Genomic DNA, 23,945 nt, shown 5'->3' on the forward strand with positions numbered 1-23,945 from the left:
TGCGCGAGCCTGTACTGTACGCCTTCACGCTCACTGATCCATGGAAGGAATCTGCAGTATGAAAACCCTCGACCGCCTTTTGCTCGGCAGTGGCCTGCTGATCCCCCTCTGGCTGCTGGCGGGCGTTTGGCTCACCGCCCAGGCCTACCCCGGCTACGACCACCTTCAACAGGCCATGAGCCAGCTTGGCGCGGCCGGTTCGCCAACCCACAGCTGGTCACCACGGGTCAACAACTTCCCCCTAGCCCTGCTGTTTGCCCTGTTTGCCTGGGGCCTGGTGCGGCGCTGGCGTAGCTCGACGCTGGCGCTGCTGAGTGCGGGCCTGGTGTTGCTGCATGGCATGGGCAGTTTGGGCACCGGCTGGTTCCCCTGCGACCAGGGCTGCGCACCGGCACAGCCATCTACCTCGCAGCAACTGCATAACCTGTTTGGTTTGCTGATGTTCCTCTCGCTGACTTTCGCCAGCGCCCTATGGGCATGGCTGGGCAACCGTATTGCCGGCTCCCCCGCCCTGGCGCTGTTCTCGCTGGCTTGCGTGGTGCTGGCGATTACCACCGTCGCGTTGATGGGCAAGGCGGCGCAGAGTGGCCAGTTGTTCGGCCTGTATCAACGTCTCAACTATGGCGTGTCGGTAGTCTGGGTTGCCAGTCTGGCCTGGACGAGCCTGCGCAAGCCCGCAGCCAATCCTCTGCGCGTAACCTGACGGCAAATTGCTGGCCCACAGCACCGGAAAGCGAAGGCAAACTCCGTTTTCTTTCAGACGCTTAGGACCGCAATATGCGAGTAATTCTAGCAACGATGGCCGGCTGCGTGCTGGCCACCCTCGCTTTCGGCGCCCAGGCCAGGGCACTGAGCCAGAACGATCGTCACACCTGCGGCTGGGGTGCACAGATAGCCGCCGAAGCCCAGCAGGCCAAGCTTTCCGGGGTAACGCTGTACGCCACACGCAAGAAGCTTCAGGTGCGTAAGTTTCCCAAGCCGTGGATGCGCATGACAGCCTTCGGCATTACCGAACAAACCTACAACAGCCGCTCGCGACTCAAGCCGGCAGCGATAAAGCGGACTTACTTTGAGCAGTGTGTTCAGCATGCGACTGCAAGAAGATAATGGTTTTTTATCAGTGAATTACAGAACAAACATAAACCCATTTAGTAGAATTCATGTGCTGTGAAGTGGCCTCTATCGCCAGCAGCTTGTAAGCGCGTGCAAGACTCAAGCATTTGTTAAGCTGATACAAGTCGCCAGAATTGACCAAGGCCATTCACCCTATGGATGAACTGCGCAAGATCGACCTCAACCTGCTGCTCGCGTTGCACGCCCTGCTCAGCGAAAAGCACGTGACCCGCGCAGCCTTGCGCCTGCACCGCAGCCAACCGGCGGTGAGCCACGCCTTGGCGCAGTTGCGCAAACACTTCGACGACCCTTTGCTGGTACGCCAAGGCGGCGGCATGGTCCTCACTGCCCGCGCCCTGTCGCTGGCACAGCCACTACAGGATGCACTGAGCAATCTCGACAGCCTGCTGGCCACCCCGCTGTTCGACCCAGCCCGGGCCCAGCGCCGATTCCGGCTGTCGCTATCCGATTACGCTTCGCGCATCATCCTGCCGCATCTGCTACGCCACCTGCGCCAAGTCGCGCCCGGGGTGGACCTGGCCATCAGCCAGGCCAGCCGTGAAACCATGTTGGCGCAGTTGCTCGATGGCGAACTGGATCTGGCCCTGGGCCTGTTCCCCGAACTGCCTCAGGACATCACCGTCCAGCCCCTGTTTGCGGATCGCTTCATCAGCGTTGCCGATCGCCAGGTGCTGCCTGCCAGCGGCGGCATGGCCCTGGAAGACTGGCTGGCACGCCCACATGTATTGATGGCCATGCGCCCGGATGCTTTCGATGAAATCGAGCGCGCACTGGCCGCCCGGGGCCTGCAACGCCGTATCGCCCTGGCCTTGCCGCACTGGAGTGCGGCAGTCGAAGTGCTGGCCGGCACCGACCTGATCCTGACGGTGGCCAGCCGCGCTGTGGGGTCGTTGCGCCAGCACAGGACACTGCGCCAGTTCACGCCACCACTGGCCATCCCCTCGTTCGATTATCAGCAAGCCTGGCACAACCGCAAGGACACTGACCCCGGGCACCGCTGGCTGCGCGAAACCGTATGGGCGTGCAGCCAACCAGGGCGCTGATCAGTTTTCCTGCCCTTTCACAGCTGCCGTGGAATGGACCGGTGATGCCGTCGCCCAAGTGCCCTGTACCAGCATTACTCCGCACAGGATCAGCACCACGCCGGCCACCCTGGCCAGACTGAGCGGCTTGCCACCCAACCCCATCACCCCATAGTGGTCGGCAAGCACTGCCGTGATGATCTGCCCAGCCACCACCAGTACCAGGAACCCTGCTGCGCCAAGTTTAGGGGTGAGTGCTGCGGCGCCGGCTACATACATTGCCCCCAGCACGCCACCAACCCACAACCACCAGGGCCCCTGCAGGGCCTTTCCCATGTCTGGCACCGGCACCCGAATAATCAGCAGGGCAGCAATCACCACCAGCATGCTTACCGTCAACGATGTGAAAGCCCCCCACAGCCAATGCCCAAGTGCCCGGCCTGCCGCAGCATTACCTGCGGCCTGAAACGGCAACACAGCACCGGCAAGCAACGCCATGGCCACAGGAAGCGCCAGCAGAAGCATTGATTTACTGAACATGGCATTCCTCATCCAAGGTATCGATGGCCACCATGATGGTGCATTACCCAGTACTGATAGAAATCAAAATCCTGCACTTGAACTATTCGTACCATGCATAGTGAAACATCCCTTCCGTCCGGCGTGCGCATGTTGTCTTAACCCTGAAACATCTGTGCTGTTGACTTACTAAGGCACCAAGATAAACTGCGCCTTATGAATATTCTTGAGAACAAGCATCACATCATGCTCGATGCACTGGCCGAGGCCCCCGCTGACGCCAGGCAGAACGTGCGCCTGTGTTTCGAACTGCTGTCCGCTGCAGCGGCCATCAACCGGGTATGCGCCGCACGGTTGGCCCGCCATAACCTGTCGGAAGGGCGATTCGCAATCCTCCTGACCTTGCAAGGTGCAGGCGGCCGCCTGGCACCGCTGGAGCTGGCGACGCGCCTGGCAATCACCTCGGGCACCGTAACCGGCCTGCTCGACGGCCTGCAGGGTGACGGTTTTATCAAGCGCCGCAAGGACGCCCATGACCGTCGCAAGCTGAGCATCAGCCTTACCTCGGCAGGCATAGCGGTACTCGACGCCGTATTCGCAGAACACACTGACTGGATCGGCACGATCATGCAGTCACTGGACAACACGCAACGCGACGCCCTGTCCATCACGCTACAGGCACTCTCGGCCAGTCCTGCCCTGGCACTGCCACCGGACAAGCACTGAACCCAAGACACACCCGCAAGACCACATGGAGGTGGATAATGTTGCAAAATCAGAGCGTATTGGCCCGGCTTGGCAGGAAGCCCCGGGTACATAGCGAACACGACCGGTTAAGTCGTCGCCAACCTTGGCTCGAGGCCTGCCTGCCAGCGGCCCTTTACCGGCGCCTGTTCATCCGCCGCCTTGCCAGACAGCCACTGGCCATCGAGGGTTTCAGCTTTCGCCCGGTGCAGAACCTGTTCGAACTCGAGCAGGCCCTGCGTCTGGTCAACGAGAGCTATGCACGCCGCGGCATCGCCACCGTGTGCCGTGCGGGCATGCGGTTTTCGCCGTTTCACCTGCTACCGGGCACTACCACCTTCGTGGCTCTGAAAGACGGGCGAGTGGTTGGCACCGTGTCGCTGATCGAAGACTCGGCACTGGGCCTTCCACTGGAGGATGTGCACATCAACGAGGCTGTGCTGCAGCGCCTGGGCGGTGTGCGCGTGGCCGAAGTCGGGACCTTGGCGGTATGTAGCCGCTACAAGGGCAAGGGCGTGCCACTGATGCTGTACAACGCCATGTTTCGATGGGCCATTGACCATCGTAAGGTGAGCACCTTGGTGATCGCCGTGCACCCGCGCGCCGCCAGCTTCTACCGCAATGTACTGTTCTTCTCGCCCATCGGCCCGGTACAGGCCTATACCAAACTCAACAATGCCCTGTCGCTGCCGCTGGCCGTGAATCTAGCCCGGGCGCGGGATGTGTTCGCCAAGGCCTACAGTGCGCCAGGCCTGAAGTTTACGGTCGACCAGACGTGTACCGACCTGTTCGACTTTTTTTGCTCGCGCCATTACCCACATATCCAGCTGCCCGCCGCACAGGCTCGCTGGAGTGCCGACGACGTCCTCACCCACATGGCGCGTTGTGGCACCTCGCCGCACCACCTTTCGCCGCGGGTGCGACGGGCTCTGCAACTGGACTGAGCAGCCCGCCCCGCGTTCCAAACCCACACGACTTTCATGGAGGACAAGTTCATGGACACAGGATTGCTGCGCGCGATCTACAGGGAAATCACCCTCAGGCAACCGTTTGTACGTACACCTGAGCCCGACCTGGTGATGGTCGACGAAACTTGCGTCAGTGCCTACGCCGACAGTGCCGGCCAGGGCCAGGCGCTGTCCGGCACCTACTTGTACCACTGCGCACAGATGTGCGCCCTGATCAAACCCGGTGATGTCGTACTGGATATCGGTTGTGGCCCTGCCAGCCTATTGCTGCAGTTGGCCCGGCTGAACCCGCGGGCCGAGTTCATCGGTGCCGACCTGTCCACCAGCATGCTCGAGGTGGGCCGTGAATCGATCCGCCAGCAGGGCATCGACAACGTCGAACTGCGCGAAGAAGACATGACGCGCCTGGCCGGTATCGCCGACCGCAGCGTCGATGTAGTGATTTCGTCCATGGCCCTGCATCACCTGGCAGACCTCTCTCAGCTGGAAGCGACGTTCCGCAACATCGCGCGCGTGCTGCGCAATGATCGGGCCATCTACCTGAATGATTTCGGCAGGCTCAAGTCGGTGGAATCGGTGGACTACTTCGTCAGCCGCGCTAGCGACGGTGCCGATCAGGCTACCCTGCTCGACTACCGCAACTCGCTGCTGGCGGCGTTCTCGCGGGAAGAGTTCCAGACCCTTGCCGCCAGCTATCTGGGCCCATGTGCCAAGGTCTACAGCACCGCCGTCAGCCCATTGATGATGGTTGTCCGCACTCCCAAGCGGCGCTGCGTGGCGGCAATGAAGGACGAGTTCCGCCGCCGCTACCGCAGCTTGCCGCGTAGCCGCCAGGCTGATGTCGATCAGTTGCGCCTGTTCCTCGGCATGGGGGGGATGGCGAGTGCGTTCTGAGCCGCAGCGCCTGCAAGCCGCCCTGGCGGCGTGGCGCACGTTGCTGGGCGACGTCCACGTGCAGACGGATGCCGCGACGCTCGCCAGGTTGCGCCAGGACACAATGCGCTCGCCCGCCCATGCCTGCGCCCGTCTCAGGCCCGCCAACAGCGAAGAGGTGGCGGCCTGCCTGGCCATTGCCCGCCAGCACAACGTTGCGCTGCAACCTGCCAGCACCGGCAACAACTGGGGCTACGGTGGCATGGCGACTACGAATAGCCACTGCGTCCAACTCGACCTGTCGCGCATGGACAAGATCCTCGCCTTTGACGAAGCGCTGGCTGTGGTCACCCTCGAGCCTGGCGTGACCCAGGCGGCACTGGCCGACTACCTGGCCAGCCGCGACCTGCCCTTCCTCACCCCGGTCACCGGCGCCGGGCCCACATGCAGTGTGCTGGCCAATGCGCTGGAGCGAGGGTTCGGCATCACGCCGGTAACAGACCACTGGCAGGCCGTGATGGGCCTTGAGGCCATCCTGCCCGATGGTCAGCGCTACCGCTCGCCCATGTGGGCGCCTGGCACCACCCCGTGTTTCAAGTGGGGAGTCGGGCCTTACCTTGATGGCCTGTTCGGCCAGAGCGGCCTAGGCGTGGTGACGCAAATGTCGATTGCCTTGGTCCGACGCCCGCAAGTCGTGCAACCGTTCTATTTCTGGGTCGACTCCGCGGCACAGTTACCTGCAGCACTGGACGGGGTGAAACGCATTCTTGACCGTTGCGGCAGCCAGGTGGGCGGCATCAACCTGATGAACAGCACACGCCTGCTGAGCATGGCTTATGACGCGCGTCCCCTGACCCAGCTAAACCAGGCTGAGCGCGACACCGCTGCGAGGTCGCTGGCCCTGCCTGCCTGGATGGGGGTGGGCTCGATTTACTGCGAACAGGCGCAACTGGCCTCGCTGAAGGGCATTATCCGTACCGAACTGCGTCGTTTCAGCAGCCGCTATCTGTTCCGCAGCCAGCGCCAGCTGGCATGGGCAAGCCAAGCCCTGCGTCTGCTGCCAGGTGCCTGGTCCAGGCGCTGGCGGGTCATGCTGGACAAACTGCACTTGGGTATGGAACTGATGGAAGGCCGGCCCAATCAGGTGGCGCTGCCGCTGGCCTATGTCGCCGGAGCACGGCCGCAGGCAGGCGCCCTGCTCGACCCGGCACGGGACAACTGCGGCCTGATCTGGTACGCACCGATCCTGCCTTTGCGTAGTCAGCAGGTGGCAACATTCGTCAGGCACATGGAGCATGTGTGCCAGACCCACCGCCTCCCCTGCCCGGTCACCCTCACCACGTTGTCTGGCCGGGCAATCGACTGCACCTTGCCACTGCTCTTCGATCGCAACGATGAAAAGGCCACAGCCCGCGCAGAGGACTGTTACCGGCACTTGTTCAACAGCGGCAAACAGCAAGGTGTACTGCCCTATCGCCTGCCTCTGGCCTTCATGCACCTGCTGACCGATACGCAGGCGCCTGCCTGGCAGCTTGGGCAGCGCCTCAAACACGCCCTGGACCCGCAGCACCTGCTCGCACCAGGGCGTTACTGCCCACCAGCCCCGGCCACCGGATGCCATTCCTCCGCCATGGAACCCCTGCAATGAGCGACGACCGAAAATCCCTGATCGACCTTGGCCAACTGCCAACCCGCAACCTGGCCGAATGCCTGGCGGTGGATCAAGCCGCCCTGGTCAACGCCTTGACAGGCCAACTGCCCTCAACGTTGGTAGAGCACCTCGCTGCCAGCGCGGACCAGGCCCAGGCACTGGGCCTGTCAAAAAAAGTGGCGGCCATTGGCCTGGCGTTGGGCCAGTGGCTGGAGCAGGCCCCCGAGTCTTTGCGCCAGCAGGTGTTCGAGCAATGCTGCACGCACCCATCCGATACCGTGCGCAGTTGGGCGGCGTTTGCCCAGGCGTTCCTGTCACGCTCGCTGCCAGCGGAAGATGCCCTGCTGGCGCAGTTTCGCTTCGCCCGCGATGAGCACTTCGGTGTGCGTGAATGGGCCTGGATCGCCCTGCGACCGCGCCTGGCCCAGCACCTTGAAGCGGCCCTGGCGCTACTCGGCCGCCATACCGGCGATGCAGACCCACTGGTCCGTCGGTTCTGCATCGAGATCCTGCGCCCGCGCGGCGTTTGGTGCGAGCACATTGCCGCGCTCAAGCAACAACCAGAAGTGGCCGAGCCGTTACTGGTACCGCTACTGGCCGAAGCCGAGAAATACGCCCAGGACTCGGTCGCCAATTGGCTCAACGATGCCAGCAAGACCCGCCCCGACTGGGTACTTCAGCTGTTTCAGCGCCATCCCCCGGCCTGCAAGGCCTCGCAGCGCATCCAGACCCGGGCCACCCGAAGCCTGCCCCAGTGAACCACCACAAGGAAACAAGCATGTCACTCAAGGAAAAACTCAACGCTGTCAAACAGCAGATGGCCCAACTGCCCACCGAGGTGCTGGAAAAATTTGGCGCCTCGTTGCAAGCCCTTATCGCAAGACACCCTGAGGAGCACGTGCTCAAAGCCGGCGACAACGCCCCGCTGGCCGTGCTGGAGGATGCCGATGGCAAGGCCGTGGACCTGCGGGCCCTGCTGGCACGCGGTCCATTGGTACTGGTGTTTTACCGCGGCCTGTGGTGCCCGTTCTGCAATGTAACGCTCAGCGAATACCAGCAGATGGCAAGCGATCTGGCCGCCAGCGGTGCCACGCTGGTCGCCGTCTCTGCCCAGAGCCGCGCTGCCACCCTGAAAACCCGCGAATCCCTTGGCGTGCGCTACCAACTGCTGAGCGACCCGGGCAACCAGCTGGCGCGCCAGTACGGCATCGTCTTCGAGCTGGAGCCAGAGCTGGAAGCGGTGTATCGGGCACTCGGCGCCGACCTCAAGGCACTGAACGACTGCGACGATCTCAGCCTGCCGATGGCCAGCGCTTTCATCATTGGCCAGGATGGCCGCATTCGCCATGCATTCGTCAATGTCGACTACTCCGAACGTGCCGAACCGCAGGCCTTGATCGAAGCCGCCAGCCACTAGGACTCACTCCCCGGCACCGGGCTGCCCGGTGCCTCACCTCATCACGGACAGATGACATGAAACGTATTGCTATCATGGGTGCCGGCGTGGCCGGCCACCTGGCTGCCCTGTACCTGCGCAAACGCCTGCCGGGCGTGGAAGTGACGCTAATCGGCCGTCCGGACCGCAAGCGGCCGATCGTCGGCGAGTCGACGGTCGAACTCACTACGCACTTCTTCAAAGGCATAGGCCTGGGCAGCCTGCTCGAAGAGAAGCACTACCACAAGTACGGCCTGACCTATTACCTGAAGCTGCGCAACAACCCGGAATGCCGCAACTACGTGGTCCACGAGGCCCCCGGGGTTATCCGCATGCCAGCCTACAACCTTAACCGGTTCAGTTTCGACAAAGACCTGCGCGCCATCGTCGCCGGGCAGCAGGTGCAACTGATAGAGGCTGACGTGGCTGCGGTAGACCTGCATGAAGGTGAGCACACCCGCCATCGCCTGACCCTGCGCAACGAGGCGCAGAGCTGGCAGCTGGATGCCGACTGGGTGGTGGATGCCACAGGCCGCAATCGCTTCATGGCAAAGAAGCTCAAGCTGCACAAGGAGCCAACCTACCAGCGCAGTACCTTCTGGTTCCGCCTGCGCCAGTTCGACCGCAGCATTCTGCACAACATCAACACCCACAAGGACAAGCATCACTGCTACGACCCCTACTACGTCACCCACCATTTCTACGGCAAAGGCTACTGGATCTGGCTCATCCCCATGCGCAGTGACGACGGTGCCGACATGATCAGCATCGGCATCACCTACCGGCCCGACATGGTCAACGAGCGGATCGGCACTTTGGAGGCATTCAAGGAGCGGGTCATGGCCGATCATCCGGTGATCACCGAGTTGATGGCCTCGGGCGAAGTGGTCGACCAGCACGCCATGTACAACTACATGTACGAAGCCAACCAGTACTACTCCACCGATGGCTGGTTCCTGATCGGTGACGCGGCATTCACCTTCGACCCGGCCAACAGCGCAGGGCTGGCCTACGTGGCCCAGCAGATCCCGCAGGTGGCTGCGATGATCGAAAAGGATATCCAGGGCACCCTCACCCCGGGCTACGTCAGTTGCCTGGAGTCGCACATCCAGGCGCAGCTCGCACTGCAGGACACCTGGAGCAAATGGTATGAGGTGATGGACGACCCGTTCCTGATGGGCTGGACGCTGTTGTTCGCCAACATGGCGTACTTCCATGTGGTGCTGCCGATGTACGTCAGTGGCGACTTCCTCGACGGCCACCAGGCGCAGCAGTTCGCCGACCTGCTGCCACGCTACACACGTGACTTACAGCCATCGCCGCTGCCGTTCGCCTGCCTGCTGCGCGAAGTGCGCCGCTCCAACCCGGGCATTAGCCCACAGATGATCCCCAACCTGTACTCGCGCACCATCAACTTCGCCCTGTACAAGGCCGACAACCAGGCTCGCCCGCGTTACGCCGCCAGCTACTTCCTGCGCTCGGCAATGCTGCGCCTGCGACTGATGCGCATGGTGCGCTGGAGCTTGGCACCACGCCACCTGAAGTTGCTGGCGCGGCACAGCCTGGGCACCTTGCAGGACCTGGGCCGGGCAACCAGCCTAAGGCTGATGCCCTCGTTGTTCTACAAGTACGGCGAAGCCCCCGAACTGCTCAAATCGCCATTCGGTAGCGACGGTGGTTTCCTCGACCTGGCCAAACACTGATGGTCTTGCCCAAGATGACGGCCGACCACGAACTGCTCGTCCAGAGCGGTGTGCGCCTGGCTGCGGGGGTGCGCGATGGCACACTGTCACCGGTCGCCCTGGTCGAGGACAGCATCGGCCGCTGCCAGGCCATACAACAACGCTGCAACGCCGTGGCAGTGGCGTTGTACGACCAGGCACGGCGGGCCGCCGAGGTTGCCGAGCGCCAACGTGACCAAGGGGTTACGCTGGGCCGCCTGCATGGCGTGCCCTTTAGTTTCAAGGAAGGCCTGGGGCTGGCCGGTGCACCGAAAACCTGCGGCTCGCGCCTTCGCCAGCAACAGGTTGCGCGTTTTACCGCCACTGCCGCGCAGCGCCTGATCGAGGCTGGCGCCATTCCGGTGGCACTGGGCAACCAGGCCGAGATGGCGCTCTGGCCTGAAACTGATAACCCGGTCTATGGTTGCACCGGCAGCCCTTACCGGCAGGGGCGCAGCGCCGGTGGCAGCAGTGGTGGTGATGCCGTGCTGGTGTCCAGTGCTTGCGTACCTTTCGCGCTGGGCACCGATGGTGGCGGCTCGGTGCGTATCCCGGCGGCCTGCAACGGCATCTTCGGCCTCAAGCCATCACGGGGGCTGGTGCCATTGACCGGGCATCTGCCCCTTGACGAGCGCGGTCTGGGGCAGCCGCATGCACTGGGTATCGCCCGGCATTTCACCGTGGGCCCGTTATGCCGACATGCCGAAGACCTGCCCGTTCTGCTGGAAATCATCGCTGGCCCCGACCAGCACGATCACAACATTGTCGGCCACTACCAGCATTGCCAGGCGCCCGGTGCCTTGCAGCACCTATACCTGTGCCAGCCAGACCGCCTGAGCTGGGGCAGCCGGGTATCCCCTGCAGTGACCCAGGCACTGGAGGACCTGGCGCACCACTTTCAATTACAAGGCACCCAGGTCGAACGCTGGCACCCTCAGGCACTGGACGACGCATTCGCCATCTGGTTGGCCGTGCTGAAGAAGGAAGCCGGCGTTCGCCTGGCCGATATCCTCGGCGATGGCCAACCTGTGGCGCACCTGACCCAGGCCTGCCTGGCCCTGGCCGGTAAACCCTTGCATGCCACCGGGCCTTGGCTGGCTACCGTACTCGACAGCCTGGGCGAATACCTGGGCAGCCCCGGGCTTACGCGTCAGCTGTCGAAACGAGATGCCCTGCAACAGGCATTGGCCGAACGCCTGGCGGGCAACAGCTTGCTGGCACTACCGGTGCTCCCCGGCATCTCCCCCAAACATGGCCATGCCCTGCGCTATCCGGGCGATATCGGCTACACCGCATTGTTCAACGTACTCGGGCTGCCAGCGCTGACGGTCCCCATGGGACGCCTTGACCAGGGTTGCCCGGTTTCCGTGCAACTGGTCGCCGGCCCAGGGCAAGAGCACCGGCTGCTGAACGCAGCCCTGGCCCTGGAACATGCATTCGGTGGCTGGCTCGCGCCGCCTATCTGACTCTTTATTTTCGGGACTTCATCATGTCCAACGCCATTCATGCCAGTACCGTGCAACTCACGCCGGCACCCCAGGCCCAGTCAGCCGTAGGTTCCCAGGCGGAGCACCTGACCCTGATGTTTCTGCTGCAACTCATCGTGATCTTCAGCGTCTCGCGGCTGATCGCCTGGTTCAGCACCCGCAGCCTGGGCCAGACGCCGGTCGCCGGCGAAATCCTTGCCGGGCTGGTGCTCGGCCCGAGCCTGCTGGGCTATTTCTTCCCCGAGCAACTGGCCGCGCTGTTCGTACCGCAAACGGCCACTGCCTTCGTGGTCACCGCGCAGATCGGCCTGATCCTGCTGATGTTCCAGGTCGGCCTGGAGTTCGAGTTCGGCACACACCTCAAGGGCCGCAAGCGTTCGGTCATCGTCATCAGCATGGGAGGGCTGCTGGTGCCATTTGCCAGCGGCATGCTCACTGCCGAGTACTTCTGGCAGCAGATCAGCGGGGACAAACCCTCACTGCTAGCCTTCCAGTTGTTCTTTGCCACGGCACTGTCGATCACCGCACTGCCTATCCTGGGACGGATATTCATGGAGCTTGGCCTATCCCGCTCTCGGGTCGCCACGCTCACCATTGGCGCGGCAGCAATCGACGATGTATGCGGCTGGCTGATCCTGGGCGGCGTCACTTCGTTGATCGCCTCGCAGTTCAATCCCTGGACCTCTCTGGCGAGGTTGCTGGCGCTCGGGTTGTTCTTCGTCGTCGTGATCGCCCTGGTACGGCCACTGGTCCTGCGCTGGATAATCGGCGACCTGCAGCGCCGGCCGTTGTCGACCCAAGGGATATCGCTGATGCTGATCATTCTGTTGACCAGTGCGACAGTGACCAACCTGATCGGGGTATTTTCGATCATCGGCGGTTTCATACTTGGCGTAGCGCTGCATACCCAGCGCACCTTCGTCGAACAGTGGAATGCCAAGGTCAGCGGCGTGGTCAATGCGTTCTTCCTGCCGATCTTCTTTGCCTATACGGGCCTGCGCACCGATATTGGCGCCCTTGAGGGCAACACCGCTCTGTGGAACTGCCTGTTGATCTGCCTGGTGGCCTTTGCCAGCAAATTCTTCGGTGCTTATGGGGCTAGCCGCCTTCTGGGCGAAAATCGCCGCGATTCGGCATTGATCGGTGTATGCATGAACACCAGGGCGCTGATGGAGTTGGTGGTACTGAACGTTGGCTATGACCTAGGCGTGCTGCCCAAGGAGTACTTCACGCTGCTGGTAATCATGGCCATCATCAGTACCTTCATCGCATCGCCGCTGATTCGCTTGTTGACCGCACGCACCCGCGCCCCGCATGCGACCCCGGGGGCAACCGAGGTCAGCAACGGCTGAGGTCAGCGCGAGGTTTCGACGCGCAGTACTTCGGTGTAGATCGCGTCGACAGTCTGGCCAACCTTGAGGTTCTTCATGCGTTTCTGCAGGTCTGGATTCTCGACCTTGACCACCTGAAGCTTGCCCTCCGGTGGCAACAAGCTCACCTCATGCGTGTTGAGGTCGATCTTCTTGATCTGAGAGGTAACCTTGACCTGGCGGAACGCCTCGCCGCCCGGGTTGGGGTTTTGCTCGGTTGCACGGATGGTACCGGACTCTTCAGTCGCTTTCGGCGCCCCACCCACGTCCGGATTGAGCACATAGGCCACCGCGCGTGTCACGTAGATGTCGACTTGGTCACCGACTTTCAGGTTGGGCAGCGCCTTGGCCTTTTCGGTCAGCTGGAACGTCACATCCTTCTTATCGTCAGGGCCTTTCACCGTGACCTGGCGGGTGGCCAGATCGATAGCCGTTACCTGCGTGGTGACATGGCTTTCCAGCGCCTCGCTCCCGATGGGGATACCGGCAGCCTGCACCGTGAAGCTGGCAGCAGAGGCCAACGTGGCAAGGGCTACAGCACGAGCGAGAGTACGAATGGGGTTCATAGGCGTGCTTCCCTGTGATCAAGTCCGAATAGGCGCGTGAAAGGTTCACGCGCTATCAAGCATAGCCATTACCTGCCGCTTTGCTGGCCCTCTGAGGGCGCCCCGCATTCGTCGTAGAAAAACTGCACTTGTGAATGCAAATTTTTAAGGGCGCCTGGCATTTCAGCGATTACGCGTCACCCGCCACACCGTATTCGCCAGGTCATCGGCAATGATCAACGCTCCCCGTGGGTCCACCGTCACGCCAACCGGTCGCCCCCGGGTCTTGCCATCCTCACCGCGAAAGCCCGTGGCGAAGTCGATGGGTTCCCCAGCAGGCTTGCCATTGCTGAACGGCACGAAAATCACCTTGTACCCCACCGGGTTGGGGCGGTTCCAACTGCCGTGCTCGCCCACGAACACACCGTCGGCAAAGCGCTCGCCCATTGCCGAGGTCGAGAAGTCGACACCCAGTGCAGCCACATGCGAACCCAGGCTGTAATCCGGCTTGATCGCCGCCGCCACCTTGTCCGGGTTCTGCGGCCGCACCCGCTCATCCACATGCTGCCCCCAGTAGCTGTAAGGCCAACCATAGAAGCCCCCTTCACGTACCGAAGTGAGGTAGTCCGGCACCAGGTCGGGGCCCAGCTCATCCCGCTCGTTGACCACCGTCCACAACTGCCCGGTCTGCGGCTGAATGGTCAATGCCGTCGGGTTACGCAAGCCGGTGGCATAGGGCCGGTGTGCGCCGGTCTCGGCATCGACCTGCCAGACCATGGCCCGATCGATCTCTACCTCCAGGCCGCGCTCTGTGATGTTGCTGTTCGAGCCGATCCCCACATACAAGTAGCGGCCATCCGGGCTGATGGTCAGCGCCTTGGTCCAATGGTGGTTGATCTCGGCCGGCAGGTCGGTGACCTTGGTTGGCGGGCCGTCGGCCTGGGTCTGGCCTTCCTTGTAGTCAAAGCGCACCAGCGCATCCTGGTTGGCTACATACACCTTACCGTTGGCATAGGCCAAGCCGTACGGTGCATTGAGGTTATCCGCAAACACGGCCTGTACCTCGTAGTTGCCATCGCCGTCAGCATCGCGCAGCAAGGTCAGGCGGTTGCCACCCTTGACCTGGGTATTGCCCTTGGCCTTGATCTGGCTGGCGATTACATCCTTGGGCTTGAGCTTGGCCGCGCTGCCACCCCTGCCCTCAGCCACCAGAATGTCACCATTGGGCAGCACCAGGCTCTGGCGCGGGATTTTCAGGCCGGTGGCGATGGCGGTGACACTGAAGCCCTCCGGCACGGTCGGTTTCAGTTCGCCCCAGGCAGCCGGTTGCGCAATCTTCATGCTCGGCAGCAAGCCGCGCTGAGGTTCCGGCAGCTTCGGATCCGGGCCGTGGGCCTGGGTCGGCTCGCCGTCGCCACCACAGGCACTCAGCAATAGCGCCACACCCAACAGGCTAAATGCATGCAAAGGCTTCATGCCACACCTCCTGAACGCAGGTTGCTCAAACCGATCCAGGCGGCCACCACTGCGAGCACTGTCACGATGACCGACAACACCAGCCCGGAAGGCATCACCGCCCAGGCGTCCTTGGCATGCTCAAAGGCATTGATCAGCCCAAGCACCCAGGTCACCAGCAGCAGCACAAAGTACAACGTAGCGCGCCCGCCCTTACGCTCGGCGCGGATCAGGTTGGCCAGCGCGAACAACAGTGTCAGCCCACAGAACACCAAGGCACCGGCGATCAGCCAGGCGGCGAAGTTGCTCCACTGGATCTGGTAGCTGTTGTAGTAGGCGATATCGCTCAACAGTGCGCCAAGGAACAACGGCACACTACCTGCCAGCAGCAAGGCATGCAGTGGGCTGGGCGTACAGCGGTAGAGGGTTTGATCAGATGCGGTCACGTTGCCTCCTTTTCATTCAGTGACCAAGGGCTGATGGTCTTGCGCCATCAGGTAAGCGCAGGGTGCGCTTAGCAAAGGAGCCTATTGACGCCGAGATAGTTCACCGCTTCGCTGTAATGAAATATCCTGCAAGGCATTTGCTGCCAAGCGCAGAAGGGGAATACATGAGCAGACCACATGCGTCCTGGGCACTGGCTACCCTGCTCTGCCTCAGCCTGGCATTTACCACTGGTTGCTCCAGTAAAGCCAGCCAGGCACGCTACGCCACGCCTGCAGTGGGCTCCAACTGCTTCGCCAAGGCCGTCCCCACTATCGGTGAAGGCGGCCTGGCCTGGGGCAATACATTGAGCATTGCGCAACAGAAATCGCTGAACAACTGCGTACGTTATGCCAGCCGCTCGGGAGGCACGCCCAGGACTTGCCAGGTAGTGCTGGCCAAGTGCAAAAACTGAACATATAACAATCTTAAAGTACGAAACTTCCTACAAAAACACTGCAACTTTTCACACGATATTTCGCGAACGCGATACATATACGCTCAAATAAAATCTTACACTTTCAGCCTCGACCCAAAAGCAGCGATCGAGGCATTGTCTTTCACTTGAATTCCAGATACTTGATCACCCGCTCATCTCAGCAAATAAGTAGGAAACTTCTTACAGCATAGATTCGAGCCTGAAATCCAGCACAGTATGAATAACGGTATTTCAGTCTTGTCAGTACTGAAAGTTGCCGCAGTGCGTCTCTGGTTCGAAAAGACTGTCTCTCTGAGCAAGGAGCTCGCATGACCAATGCCTCCGTCAGCCGCGCCACCTCCGGCCCAGCCTGCAGCGCACGCGTGCCCATCCTGCCAGTGCGCTACGCCATCGTGCCCCGCACCGGCGACGCCCACGCCTGCCGCTATGTCGATGCAGGCTTCAACCTGGAACAAGGCTTCGCCCCGCTGCAGCACTCGGCCTACACCCTCCGCGCTTTGCGCCCAGGCTATGTCTACGTGTTCATGAAAGGCCCTCAGGGCGAAAAGCTGGTCATTCATGAGCACGTCGGCGCGGGCCTCTACAAGGAGCTGCGCTACCAAGGGCTGGAGGACTACCACCGGCGTGAGCGCTACCTGTCCGGCCAGAGCATGGGCTGGGTGTGGGCCGACACCTGTCAGGACTCCGCCAAGGAAGTGTGGATCGGCTACAGCCCGCACCTGTGGACCAATGCCATCACCGCCCGTATCACCGGTTCGCCAGCCCTGCGCAAACGGCACATGCGCCAGCTGGACATGGCCGACCTGGTGAGCGGCAACCAGGCGCCGTCCACACAGCCCCATGTGTTGCCAGTGAGTGCCCTGCAAATCTGGGTCGAAGACTTCAAACCAACAGAGCGGCGCATGCCGCTGACCTGGAGCAGCGACCCGGTCACCGAAACTTTGCCCATCGGCAACCTCACTGCCATCGCCCGCCACTACCCCTGGACCCAACCGAAAGTGCCGGTGGTGGTGGCGCTCGCCGACGCCGAAGGCATGGCCCTGGACCTGAGCCTGTCGGTCTCGGCCTACCAGCATCAACTGCGCGACCTGATGCCGGCCGAGCAACTGGAACACACAAAACCCGCCCAGCCTCCCGAGCAGGAGCGCGTGCCGGCATGCTACCGGCTGGATGCCGAACAGCTCAGCCCGCAGAGCCGCGACTTTCACCATCGCAACCTGGTCGCCATGCTGCTGAACAAGACGCTGGAAAGCCTGTACCCGGCGGATGCGCCTTCACCAGAACTGGCCGCGTTCAGGCTTGGCACGTCACGCCGGGGGCCCGCCCTGTCGCCGGCCGAGTCACATTTCCAGGCCCTCACCCATGAAGACTATTCACCCAATGGTGCACGCCTGGCACAGCGCCTCGATGTCGACAAATACCGGCGCTTCCTCGCCGAACGCGACGCACTGGAACGGCGCATTGCCGCCCTGCGCAACCTGGCCTTGCAAGCCAGCAACGATCATGACGCCTGGCTGGCGACGGCCGAATCCCAACACATCGATAACCCCTACAGCCTCGCTGCGGCACTGGCCTGTTACGACCGCGACGAACGCACCTCCGCCCGCGGTCTGGAAATCTCACTGGCGTTGCTGATTCACCCAATGGGCCAGCCGACACCCGGCACCGAAGATCATGACCGACGCTTCAAACGCCTGGAGCAATGGCTGGACCAGAACGACAGCCCGCTTTACACCGCCTTGGCGCCGTTCAACCCGTTCAAGGACAAAGCCGATTCGATAGGCACCTTGTTCGGCGCCAGCGACAACGTGATCGAAGGGCTGGCCGGTCGCTTCCCGGCCATGGCAGACATCACTGACCTCACCGCCCAGTCGGTCAATACCGTGGTGCTCAAGCGCCTGCGCGGGCAGACCCGCTGGGATGCCAGCCATGGCTTGCGGCGGCAAGTGTTGTTGGCTGCGCGTGAGGCCAATGCCGAGAAAGCACTGGGGTTGTTGGCGGCACGCTATCGAATCACCGAGCAGGCCATTACGGAAAATCCCTTTAGCCAGGAGGTACAGCGGTATTTGAAGAGCGGCATGGCGCAGGTCGAAGAGATGAAAGCGTTGCGCATATCAGGAAGCCGCACGGTGTCCATCGAGCTGACCACCACTGCACGGGTGAAACCCAACTTCCTTGGGTTGCTCACTTCCGGGGGTGGGGGTGGTTTAAACGCGGGGATGCTGTGGTTCAACATCTTATCGCTCAAGACGGCCTACAACAGCCTGCAGAAGAGCGATGCACCGGAATACACCCTGGGGTTCGCTTCATCTGTTTTCGGGGTGATTGGTGCAGCGGCGGCGACATTGGTCAGCGTACGGGCAACGCAAAAGGCCGTCATGCTGAGATTAAGTGCCACAGCGCCGGGCATGGCCTTTGGTAACGGTCTAATCAAGCTCCTAGGAAGCAATTTGTTCGCAAGGTTGTCCGGTTACCCGGCTATTTTCCTAGGATTCGCCTCTGACTATAAAAAATCCCAAAGACAGAAGATGCACGGTAATACTGCCGCTTCTGATTTAACTTTCTATGGCGGGGGCGCGGTCGCAATAGGCTCTGTCTTGGTATTAGAAGGTGGATTAGCTATTGCAGGCGCCACAACACTTATCCCTTTTGCAGGGTGGACTGCAGCTGCAGTAGTCCTATTAGGCGCTGCGATCATAGCTGGAGGCATCTACCTCCATGCGAAAGCCAACGAACACCTTCACAACCCTATAGAGCTATGGGCCAGTCGAAGTATATTTGGGAACCGTCTCAATGACGGTGAAAGCCGACCAGACATAATTTTAGATACCGACAAGAAACTTCCAACCTTCGTCAACATTAACGACGAAATCAACGCTTGGCATCAGGTATTTTACTCACCCTCGCTGCTTTCAAAAAAAGAGACAAAACTATTTGACCTAGGGCATCTGGACAGCAAATGGACTGACTTAAACACATGGACTACTCCAAACTGGACTGCCATCACACACAATCAAGTTTCTAGCATCCCCCCTACTGCTGAATTTACAGTCCTCCTACGGGGATTTCTATTGGGCCAGAGCGAATGGAAAGCCAGCCTTAGTAGTCAACTCGAGAACAATGGCATATCTGTATTCCCAGCCACACCAGACTGCTATGAAATTAGGGGCGGACTGATACTCCACTTCAAGAATCAAATTCGAAACCACCGCCATATTAAACTGAACATCAAATATCTGCCAAATCTAGGCTTAGACGAACAAGCAGGCTCCTCCCAGATTTTCAAACTTGGGGAACAATAATGGCCATTTCATGGATTTTCACACCTTCCGCACGCTCTCAGTTCACTCCACATATCTCAAGCCAACTATTAACCATAAACAAACATCACTTATCGCTCGTAAACCCATGGGTATCCGACTCCGTATTCATGGGAAAACTATATACCGCCATGACATTAGGGTTAGCAGCCTATATCTACCCGGATATCATAGATACGGATTTTAGAAAGTCGGCGCTAGCGGACCTTCACTCACTCGCACAATACATTGTTGCACCACTGATATTTACACCATTCATCGCCTACAGGATATTCTTCATAAAAAATCTGTCAAACATCTACCTCAATCGCGCAACTGGAAAAATTATATACCAACGCAACAAAAAACTTATCTCATTCGATTGGACCAATATCAAGGGAGGGGTATTTAAGCGCACAGAGTTTGGCGGTTCATCCTCCAGTACTAGTTATGCACTTGCCTTTGCCCCGCCTAGGAAGGACGGTAGCCTTCACAAAAAAGACTGCCTGTGGGTCGACAGCAACGAACCCACCGAACCCGGCGTCAAGCATGTCGCCGAAGTATGGGAATACCTCCGCCACTTCATGGACCACGGCCCGGACAAACTCCCCCCGCCCGGTGAACCCAACTGGTGGCACAAGCCACTGCACGCCATCTGCCTGACCCCGGCCGAAGCCTGGCGCCACTATGCCCCCTGGCGAACCGGCGAGCCCGGTGAAATGCAGGGCAAAAAGAACTGGCAATTGCCGTTCTGGGCCCTGCTGTTCCCCTACAACCTCTCCGTAGCCATCTGTTGGTACGGCATCTGCCGCCTGTTCAACGTCCGAGCAGCGCCACCGCCACCCGAAGCATTTGAGGAGGCCCCAGCTCATTCAACCCAAAGGAAGCGTACATGAGCGACGCCTCCGTCAGCAGCGCCACCTCCGGCCCTGCCTGCAGCGCACGCATACCCATCCTGCCAGTGCGCTACGCCATCGTGCCCCGCACCGCCGACGCCCCCGCCTGCCGCTATGCCGATGCAGGCTTCAACCTGGAACAAGGCTTCCCCACGCTGCAGCACTCGGCCTATACCCTCCGCGCTTTGCGCCCAGGTTATGTCTACGTGTTCATGAAAGGCCCTCAGGGCGAAAAGCTGGTCATTCATGAGCACGTCGGCGCGGGCCTCTACAAGGAGCTGCGCTACCAAGGGCTGGAGGACTACCACCGGCGTGAGCGCTACCTGTCCGGCCAGAGCATGGGCTGGGTGTGGGCCGACACCTGTCAGGACTCCGCCAAGGAAGTGTGGATCGGCTACAGCCCGCACCTGTGGACCAACGCCATCACCGCCCGTATCACCGGTTCGCCAGCCCTGCGCAAACGGCACATGCGCCAGCTGGACATGGCCGAGCTGGTCAGCGGCAACCAGGCGCCGTCCACACAGCCCCATGTGTTGCCAGTGAGTGCCCTGCAAACCTGGGTCGAAGACTTCAAACCGACAGAGCGGCGCATGCCGCTGACCTGGAGCAGCGACCCGATCACCGAAACCTTGCCCATCGGCAACCTCACTGCCATCGCCCGCCACTACCCCTGGGCCCAACCGAAAGTGCCGGTGGTGGTGGCGCTCGCCGACGCGGAAGGCATGGCCCTGGACCTGAGCCTGTCGGTCTCGGCCTACCAGCATCAACTGCGCGACCTGATGCCGGCCGAGCAACTGGAACACACAAAACCCGCCCAGCCTCCCGAGCAGGAGCGCGTGCCGGCATGCTACCGGCTGGATGCCGAACAGCTCAGCCGGCAGAGCCGCGACTTTCACCATCGCAACCTGGTCGCCATGCTGCTGAACAAGACGTTGGAAAGCCTGTACCCGGCGGATGCCCCCTCACCAGAACTGGCCGCGTTCAGGCTGGGCACATCACGCCGGGGGCCCGCCCTGTCGCCGGCCGAGTCACATTTCCAGGCCCTCACCCATGAAGACTATTCCCCCAATGGCGCGCGCCTGGCACAGCGCCTCGATGTCGACAAATACCGGCGCTTCCTCGCCGAACGCGACGCGCTGGAACGGCGGATTGCCGCCCTGCGCAACCTGGCCTTGCAAGCCAGCAACGATCATGACGCCTGGCTGGCGACGGCCGAATCCCAACACATCGATAACCCCTACAGCCTGGCAGCCGCCTTGGCCTGTTACGACCGCGACGAACGCACCTCCGCCCGCGGTCTGGAAATCTCACTGGCCTTGCTGATTCACCCGATGGGCCAGCCGACACCCGGCACCGAAGATCATGACCGACGCTTCAAACGCCTGGAGCAATGGCTGGACCAGCACGACAGCCCGCTTTACACCGCCTTGGCACCGTTCAACCCGTTCAAGGACAAAGCCGATTCGATCGGCACCTTGTTCGGCGCCAGCGACAACGTGATCGAAGGGCTGGCTGGTCGCTTCCCGGCCATGGCAGACATCACCGACCTCACCGCCCAGTCGGTCAATACCGTGGTGCTCAAGCGCCTGCGCGGGCAGACCCGCTGGGATGCCAGCCATGGCCTTCGGCGGCAGGTGCAGTTGGCAGCGCGTGAGGCCAATGCCGATAAAGCACTGGGGTTGTTGGCGGCACGCTATCGAATCACCGAGCAGGCCATTACGGAAAATCCCTTTAGCCAGGAGGTACAGCGGTATTTGAAGAGCGGCATGGCGCAGGTCGAAGAGATGAAAGCGTTGCGCATATCAGGAAGCCGCACGGTGTCCATCGAGCTGACCACCACTGCACGGGTGAAACCCAACTTCCTTGGGTTGCTCACTTCCGGGGGTGGGGGTGGTTTAAACGCGGGGATGCTGTGGTTCAACATCTTATCGCTCAAGACGGCCTACAACAGCCTGCAGAAGAGCGATGCACCGGAATACACCCTGGGGTTCGCTTCATCTGTTTTCGGGGTAATCGGTGCAGCGGCGGCGACATTGGTCAGCGTGCGGGCGACGCAAAAGGCCATGATGTTGAAGTGGATCTCAACGGCGCCAGGCATGGCCTTTGGTAACGGCATCATCAACTTTCTGACGAGTAATCTTTTCGCGCGGGCATCAGGCTACCCGGCGATAATAATTGGGTTTTCCTCAGATATTTTTAAGGCAGTACGTCAATGGCAGAACGGCAATCTTATTTCAGGCTTATATACAGCGGCCGCCAGCGCGACTACTGCTTTAGGTTCGATTCTTGTTCTAGAAGGAAGCCTTGCCATCGCAGGCACGACAGTCCTCATTCCCTTTGCAGGCTGGACAGCAGCTGGAATCGCCCTGATCGGAGCAACTTTGATCGGTGGAGGTCTATTCCTCTACTCAAAAGCTCACTCCCGCCTTCATAGCCCTTTAGAATTATGGGCCAGCAGAAGCATCTTCGGGACAAGGGAAAACGATGGAGAAATACGGGAGAATATAAAGTTAGACTTTGATAAAAAATTGCCACCCTTTCGCCACATCCACGAAGAAATCAAGTCATGGCAGATTGAATTTTTCTCACCGAAAGCATTGTTGACACCGTACTCTGAGCAGCTCGGCTTAGGCGCCCTAACGACACATTTGGATATAAATAACAAATGGCCAACACCTGACTGGGCAACAATTATCCATACCCAGGCCACTAAACAAAACGCAACACTCGAGCTAACTATACTTTTACCAGAATTCGTATTAGGTCAAAGCGAATGGTCAGGGAGTTTAGTGAGCCAGAATCTCGACAGGCAGACAACCCCACTCCAAATAACCCCTGACTGCCATATCACCCAAGCAGGTTTATTACTTCATTACAAAACTGATGCTAGACAAATCAGGTCTGCCACGCTAACGATTACTTACTATGCCAACCAAGGACTGGATGACGACACTCCTTCTACTACCACTATTCATCTGGAACGCTAAACCTATGGCGACTATCTGGCTTTTTAATCAAGCCCACAATTCAGGATTCAAGCCAAAAATTTCCGGACAACTTATACAAACAACCAGTTCACACTTAAGCCTGCGCAACCCTTGGGTGTCCGATTCTGTATTCATGGGAAAAATCTACACTGCCATGTTTCTATTTACCTGGATATTATCATGTTACAATCTCATTAATGAAAATATAGACTACTCAATCAACGGCGGCGACATTTTCGTTGCCATCCTGATCTCACTCCCCTTTATTTTTACCCCATTCTTAGCCTACAGAATACTTTTCATAAAAAACTTATCGAACATATATTTAAATCGACACACAAAGAAAATCTACTATAAGCGATTCAAAAAACTCATAATATTTGACTGGAGCCAAGTCGCAGGCGGTCTTTTCAGTCGCACAGAATTCAGTGGTTCCTCCTTCACTACCAGCTATGCCCTCGCCTTCGCTCCCCGCCGCGAAGACGGCAGCCTGCATCAAAAAGACTGCCTCTGGGTCGACAGCAACGAACCCACCGAACCCGGCGTCAAGCATGTCGCCGAAGTATGGGAATACCTCCGCCACTTCATGGACCACGGCCCGGACAAACTCCCCCCGCCCGGTGAACCCAACTGGTGGCACAAGCCACTGCACGCCATCTGCCTGACCCCGGCCGAAGCCTGGCGCCACTATGCCCCCTGGCGAACCGGCGAGCCCGGTGAAATGCAGGGCAAAAAGAACTGGCAATTGCCGTTCTGGGCCCTGCTGTTTCCCTACAACCTCTCCGTCGCCATCTGCTGGTATGGCATCTGCCGCCTGTTCAACGTCCGAGCAGCGCCACCGCCACCCGAAGCATTTGAGGAGGCCCCAGCTCATTCAACCCAAAGGAAGCGTACATGAGCGACGCCTCCCCCAGCAG

At 60.3% G+C, this 23,945-nt stretch carries 21 protein-coding genes; 17 read left to right on the top strand and 4 right to left on the bottom strand.

What is annotated here, in order from left to right:
• The first annotated feature begins 58 nt into the window (after positions 1–58).
• The 3 genes from QCL51_RS14545 (at position 59) to QCL51_RS14555 (ending at position 2,177) form a co-directional block, all read left to right on the top strand.
• Positions 59–703, top strand: coding sequence for a DUF998 domain-containing protein (locus QCL51_RS14545; protein ID WP_338443566.1), 645 nt, complete (start codon positions 59–61; stop codon positions 701–703).
• A gap of 74 nt (positions 704–777) precedes the next feature.
• Complete coding sequence (locus tag QCL51_RS14550; RefSeq protein ID WP_021781702.1) at positions 778–1,107, top strand: hypothetical protein; 330 nt, start codon at positions 778–780, stop codon at positions 1,105–1,107.
• A gap of 161 nt (positions 1,108–1,268) precedes the next feature.
• Positions 1,269–2,177 (top strand): LysR family transcriptional regulator, encoded by a 909-nt coding sequence (locus QCL51_RS14555; RefSeq protein ID WP_021781703.1) that lies wholly within the window; start codon positions 1,269–1,271, stop codon positions 2,175–2,177.
• Here QCL51_RS14555 and QCL51_RS14560 read toward each other — a convergent pair whose 3' ends face one another.
• The gene (locus QCL51_RS14560) at positions 2,178–2,696 is read right to left on the bottom strand and encodes a DMT family transporter (protein ID WP_031321937.1); all 519 of its coding nucleotides are present in this window, start codon (positions 2,694–2,696) and stop codon (positions 2,178–2,180) included. It abuts the gene before it with no gap.
• 195 nt (positions 2,697–2,891) lie between these two features.
• On the opposite strand from QCL51_RS14560, the gene QCL51_RS14565 reads away from it, so the two are divergent.
• The 9 genes from QCL51_RS14565 to QCL51_RS14605 are packed head-to-tail and all read left to right on the top strand — an operon-like array spanning position 2,892 to position 12,906.
• Positions 2,892–3,401: a MarR family transcriptional regulator gene (locus tag QCL51_RS14565; protein ID WP_021781705.1), complete on the top strand. Its 510-nt coding sequence runs from the start codon at positions 2,892–2,894 to the stop codon at positions 3,399–3,401.
• A 38-nt stretch (positions 3,402–3,439) separates the two neighbouring features.
• Complete coding sequence (locus QCL51_RS14570) at positions 3,440–4,363, top strand: GNAT family N-acetyltransferase (RefSeq protein ID WP_103444269.1); 924 nt, start codon at positions 3,440–3,442, stop codon at positions 4,361–4,363.
• A 51-nt stretch (positions 4,364–4,414) separates the two neighbouring features.
• On the top strand, positions 4,415–5,281 hold the full coding sequence (locus QCL51_RS14575) for a class I SAM-dependent methyltransferase (RefSeq protein ID WP_021781707.1): 867 nt from the start codon (positions 4,415–4,417) through the stop codon (positions 5,279–5,281).
• On the top strand, positions 5,271–6,908 hold the full coding sequence (locus QCL51_RS14580) for an FAD-binding oxidoreductase (protein WP_021781708.1): 1,638 nt from the start codon (positions 5,271–5,273) through the stop codon (positions 6,906–6,908). The genes QCL51_RS14575 and QCL51_RS14580 overlap by 11 nt, the downstream gene beginning before the upstream one ends.
• Entirely contained in the window at positions 6,905–7,669 is a 765-nt protein-coding gene (locus QCL51_RS14585) for a hypothetical protein (RefSeq protein ID WP_103462593.1), read from the top strand. The genes QCL51_RS14580 and QCL51_RS14585 overlap by 4 nt, the downstream gene beginning before the upstream one ends.
• A gap of 20 nt (positions 7,670–7,689) precedes the next feature.
• Positions 7,690–8,328 carry a peroxiredoxin-like family protein gene (locus QCL51_RS14590; RefSeq protein WP_019751887.1) on the top strand — a complete coding sequence of 213 codons (639 nt, stop codon included), beginning with the start codon at positions 7,690–7,692 and terminating at the stop codon, positions 8,326–8,328.
• A gap of 56 nt (positions 8,329–8,384) precedes the next feature.
• Positions 8,385–10,049, top strand: a complete 1,665-nt coding sequence (locus tag QCL51_RS14595) for an NAD(P)/FAD-dependent oxidoreductase (RefSeq protein WP_047603911.1) — start codon at positions 8,385–8,387, stop codon at positions 10,047–10,049.
• 14 nt (positions 10,050–10,063) lie between these two features.
• The gene (locus tag QCL51_RS14600; RefSeq protein ID WP_338443573.1) at positions 10,064–11,533 is read left to right on the top strand and encodes an amidase; all 1,470 of its coding nucleotides are present in this window, start codon (positions 10,064–10,066) and stop codon (positions 11,531–11,533) included.
• A 23-nt stretch (positions 11,534–11,556) separates the two neighbouring features.
• Positions 11,557–12,906, top strand: a complete 1,350-nt coding sequence (locus tag QCL51_RS14605) for a cation:proton antiporter (protein WP_338443575.1) — start codon at positions 11,557–11,559, stop codon at positions 12,904–12,906.
• Between the two features lie 2 nt (positions 12,907–12,908).
• On the opposite strand, the gene QCL51_RS14610 is transcribed toward QCL51_RS14605, so the two are convergent.
• The 3 genes from QCL51_RS14610 to QCL51_RS14620 form a co-directional block, all read right to left on the bottom strand.
• Positions 12,909–13,490: a hypothetical protein gene (locus QCL51_RS14610; RefSeq protein WP_021781714.1), complete on the bottom strand. Its 582-nt coding sequence runs from the start codon at positions 13,488–13,490 to the stop codon at positions 12,909–12,911.
• Positions 13,491–13,652: 162 nt separating this feature from the next.
• A complete protein-coding gene (locus QCL51_RS14615; RefSeq protein WP_021781715.1) occupies positions 13,653–14,945 on the bottom strand; it encodes a sorbosone dehydrogenase family protein in 1,293 nt (430 codons plus the stop codon).
• Positions 14,942–15,370, bottom strand: a complete 429-nt coding sequence (locus tag QCL51_RS14620; RefSeq protein ID WP_021781716.1) for a DUF2231 domain-containing protein — start codon at positions 15,368–15,370, stop codon at positions 14,942–14,944. The genes QCL51_RS14615 and QCL51_RS14620 overlap by 4 nt, the downstream gene beginning before the upstream one ends.
• 164 nt (positions 15,371–15,534) lie before the next feature.
• On the opposite strand from QCL51_RS14620, the gene QCL51_RS14625 reads away from it, so the two are divergent.
• The 5 genes from QCL51_RS14625 (at position 15,535) to QCL51_RS14645 (ending at position 23,926) form a co-directional block, all read left to right on the top strand.
• Complete coding sequence (locus tag QCL51_RS14625; RefSeq protein ID WP_021781717.1) at positions 15,535–15,822, top strand: hypothetical protein; 288 nt, start codon at positions 15,535–15,537, stop codon at positions 15,820–15,822.
• A 332-nt stretch (positions 15,823–16,154) separates the two neighbouring features.
• Positions 16,155–19,148, top strand: a complete 2,994-nt coding sequence (locus tag QCL51_RS14630) for a T6SS effector BTH_I2691 family protein (protein WP_338443577.1) — start codon at positions 16,155–16,157, stop codon at positions 19,146–19,148.
• Positions 19,148–20,041, top strand: a complete 894-nt coding sequence (locus tag QCL51_RS14635; protein WP_084850697.1) for a hypothetical protein — start codon at positions 19,148–19,150, stop codon at positions 20,039–20,041. The genes QCL51_RS14630 and QCL51_RS14635 overlap by 1 nt, the downstream gene beginning before the upstream one ends.
• Positions 20,038–23,028, top strand: a complete 2,991-nt coding sequence (locus QCL51_RS14640) for a T6SS effector BTH_I2691 family protein (RefSeq protein ID WP_338443581.1) — start codon at positions 20,038–20,040, stop codon at positions 23,026–23,028. Before QCL51_RS14635 ends, QCL51_RS14640 begins: the two co-directional genes overlap by 4 nt.
• A 4-nt stretch (positions 23,029–23,032) precedes the next feature.
• Complete coding sequence (locus QCL51_RS14645) at positions 23,033–23,926, top strand: DUF6708 domain-containing protein (RefSeq protein WP_157829282.1); 894 nt, start codon at positions 23,033–23,035, stop codon at positions 23,924–23,926.
• Positions 23,927–23,945 lie beyond the last annotated feature (19 nt).

This window comes from Pseudomonas sp. LTR0 (genome assembly GCF_036630035.1).
In the GTDB taxonomy this organism is placed as follows: Bacteria; Pseudomonadota; Gammaproteobacteria; order Pseudomonadales; family Pseudomonadaceae; genus Aquipseudomonas; species Aquipseudomonas putida_Y.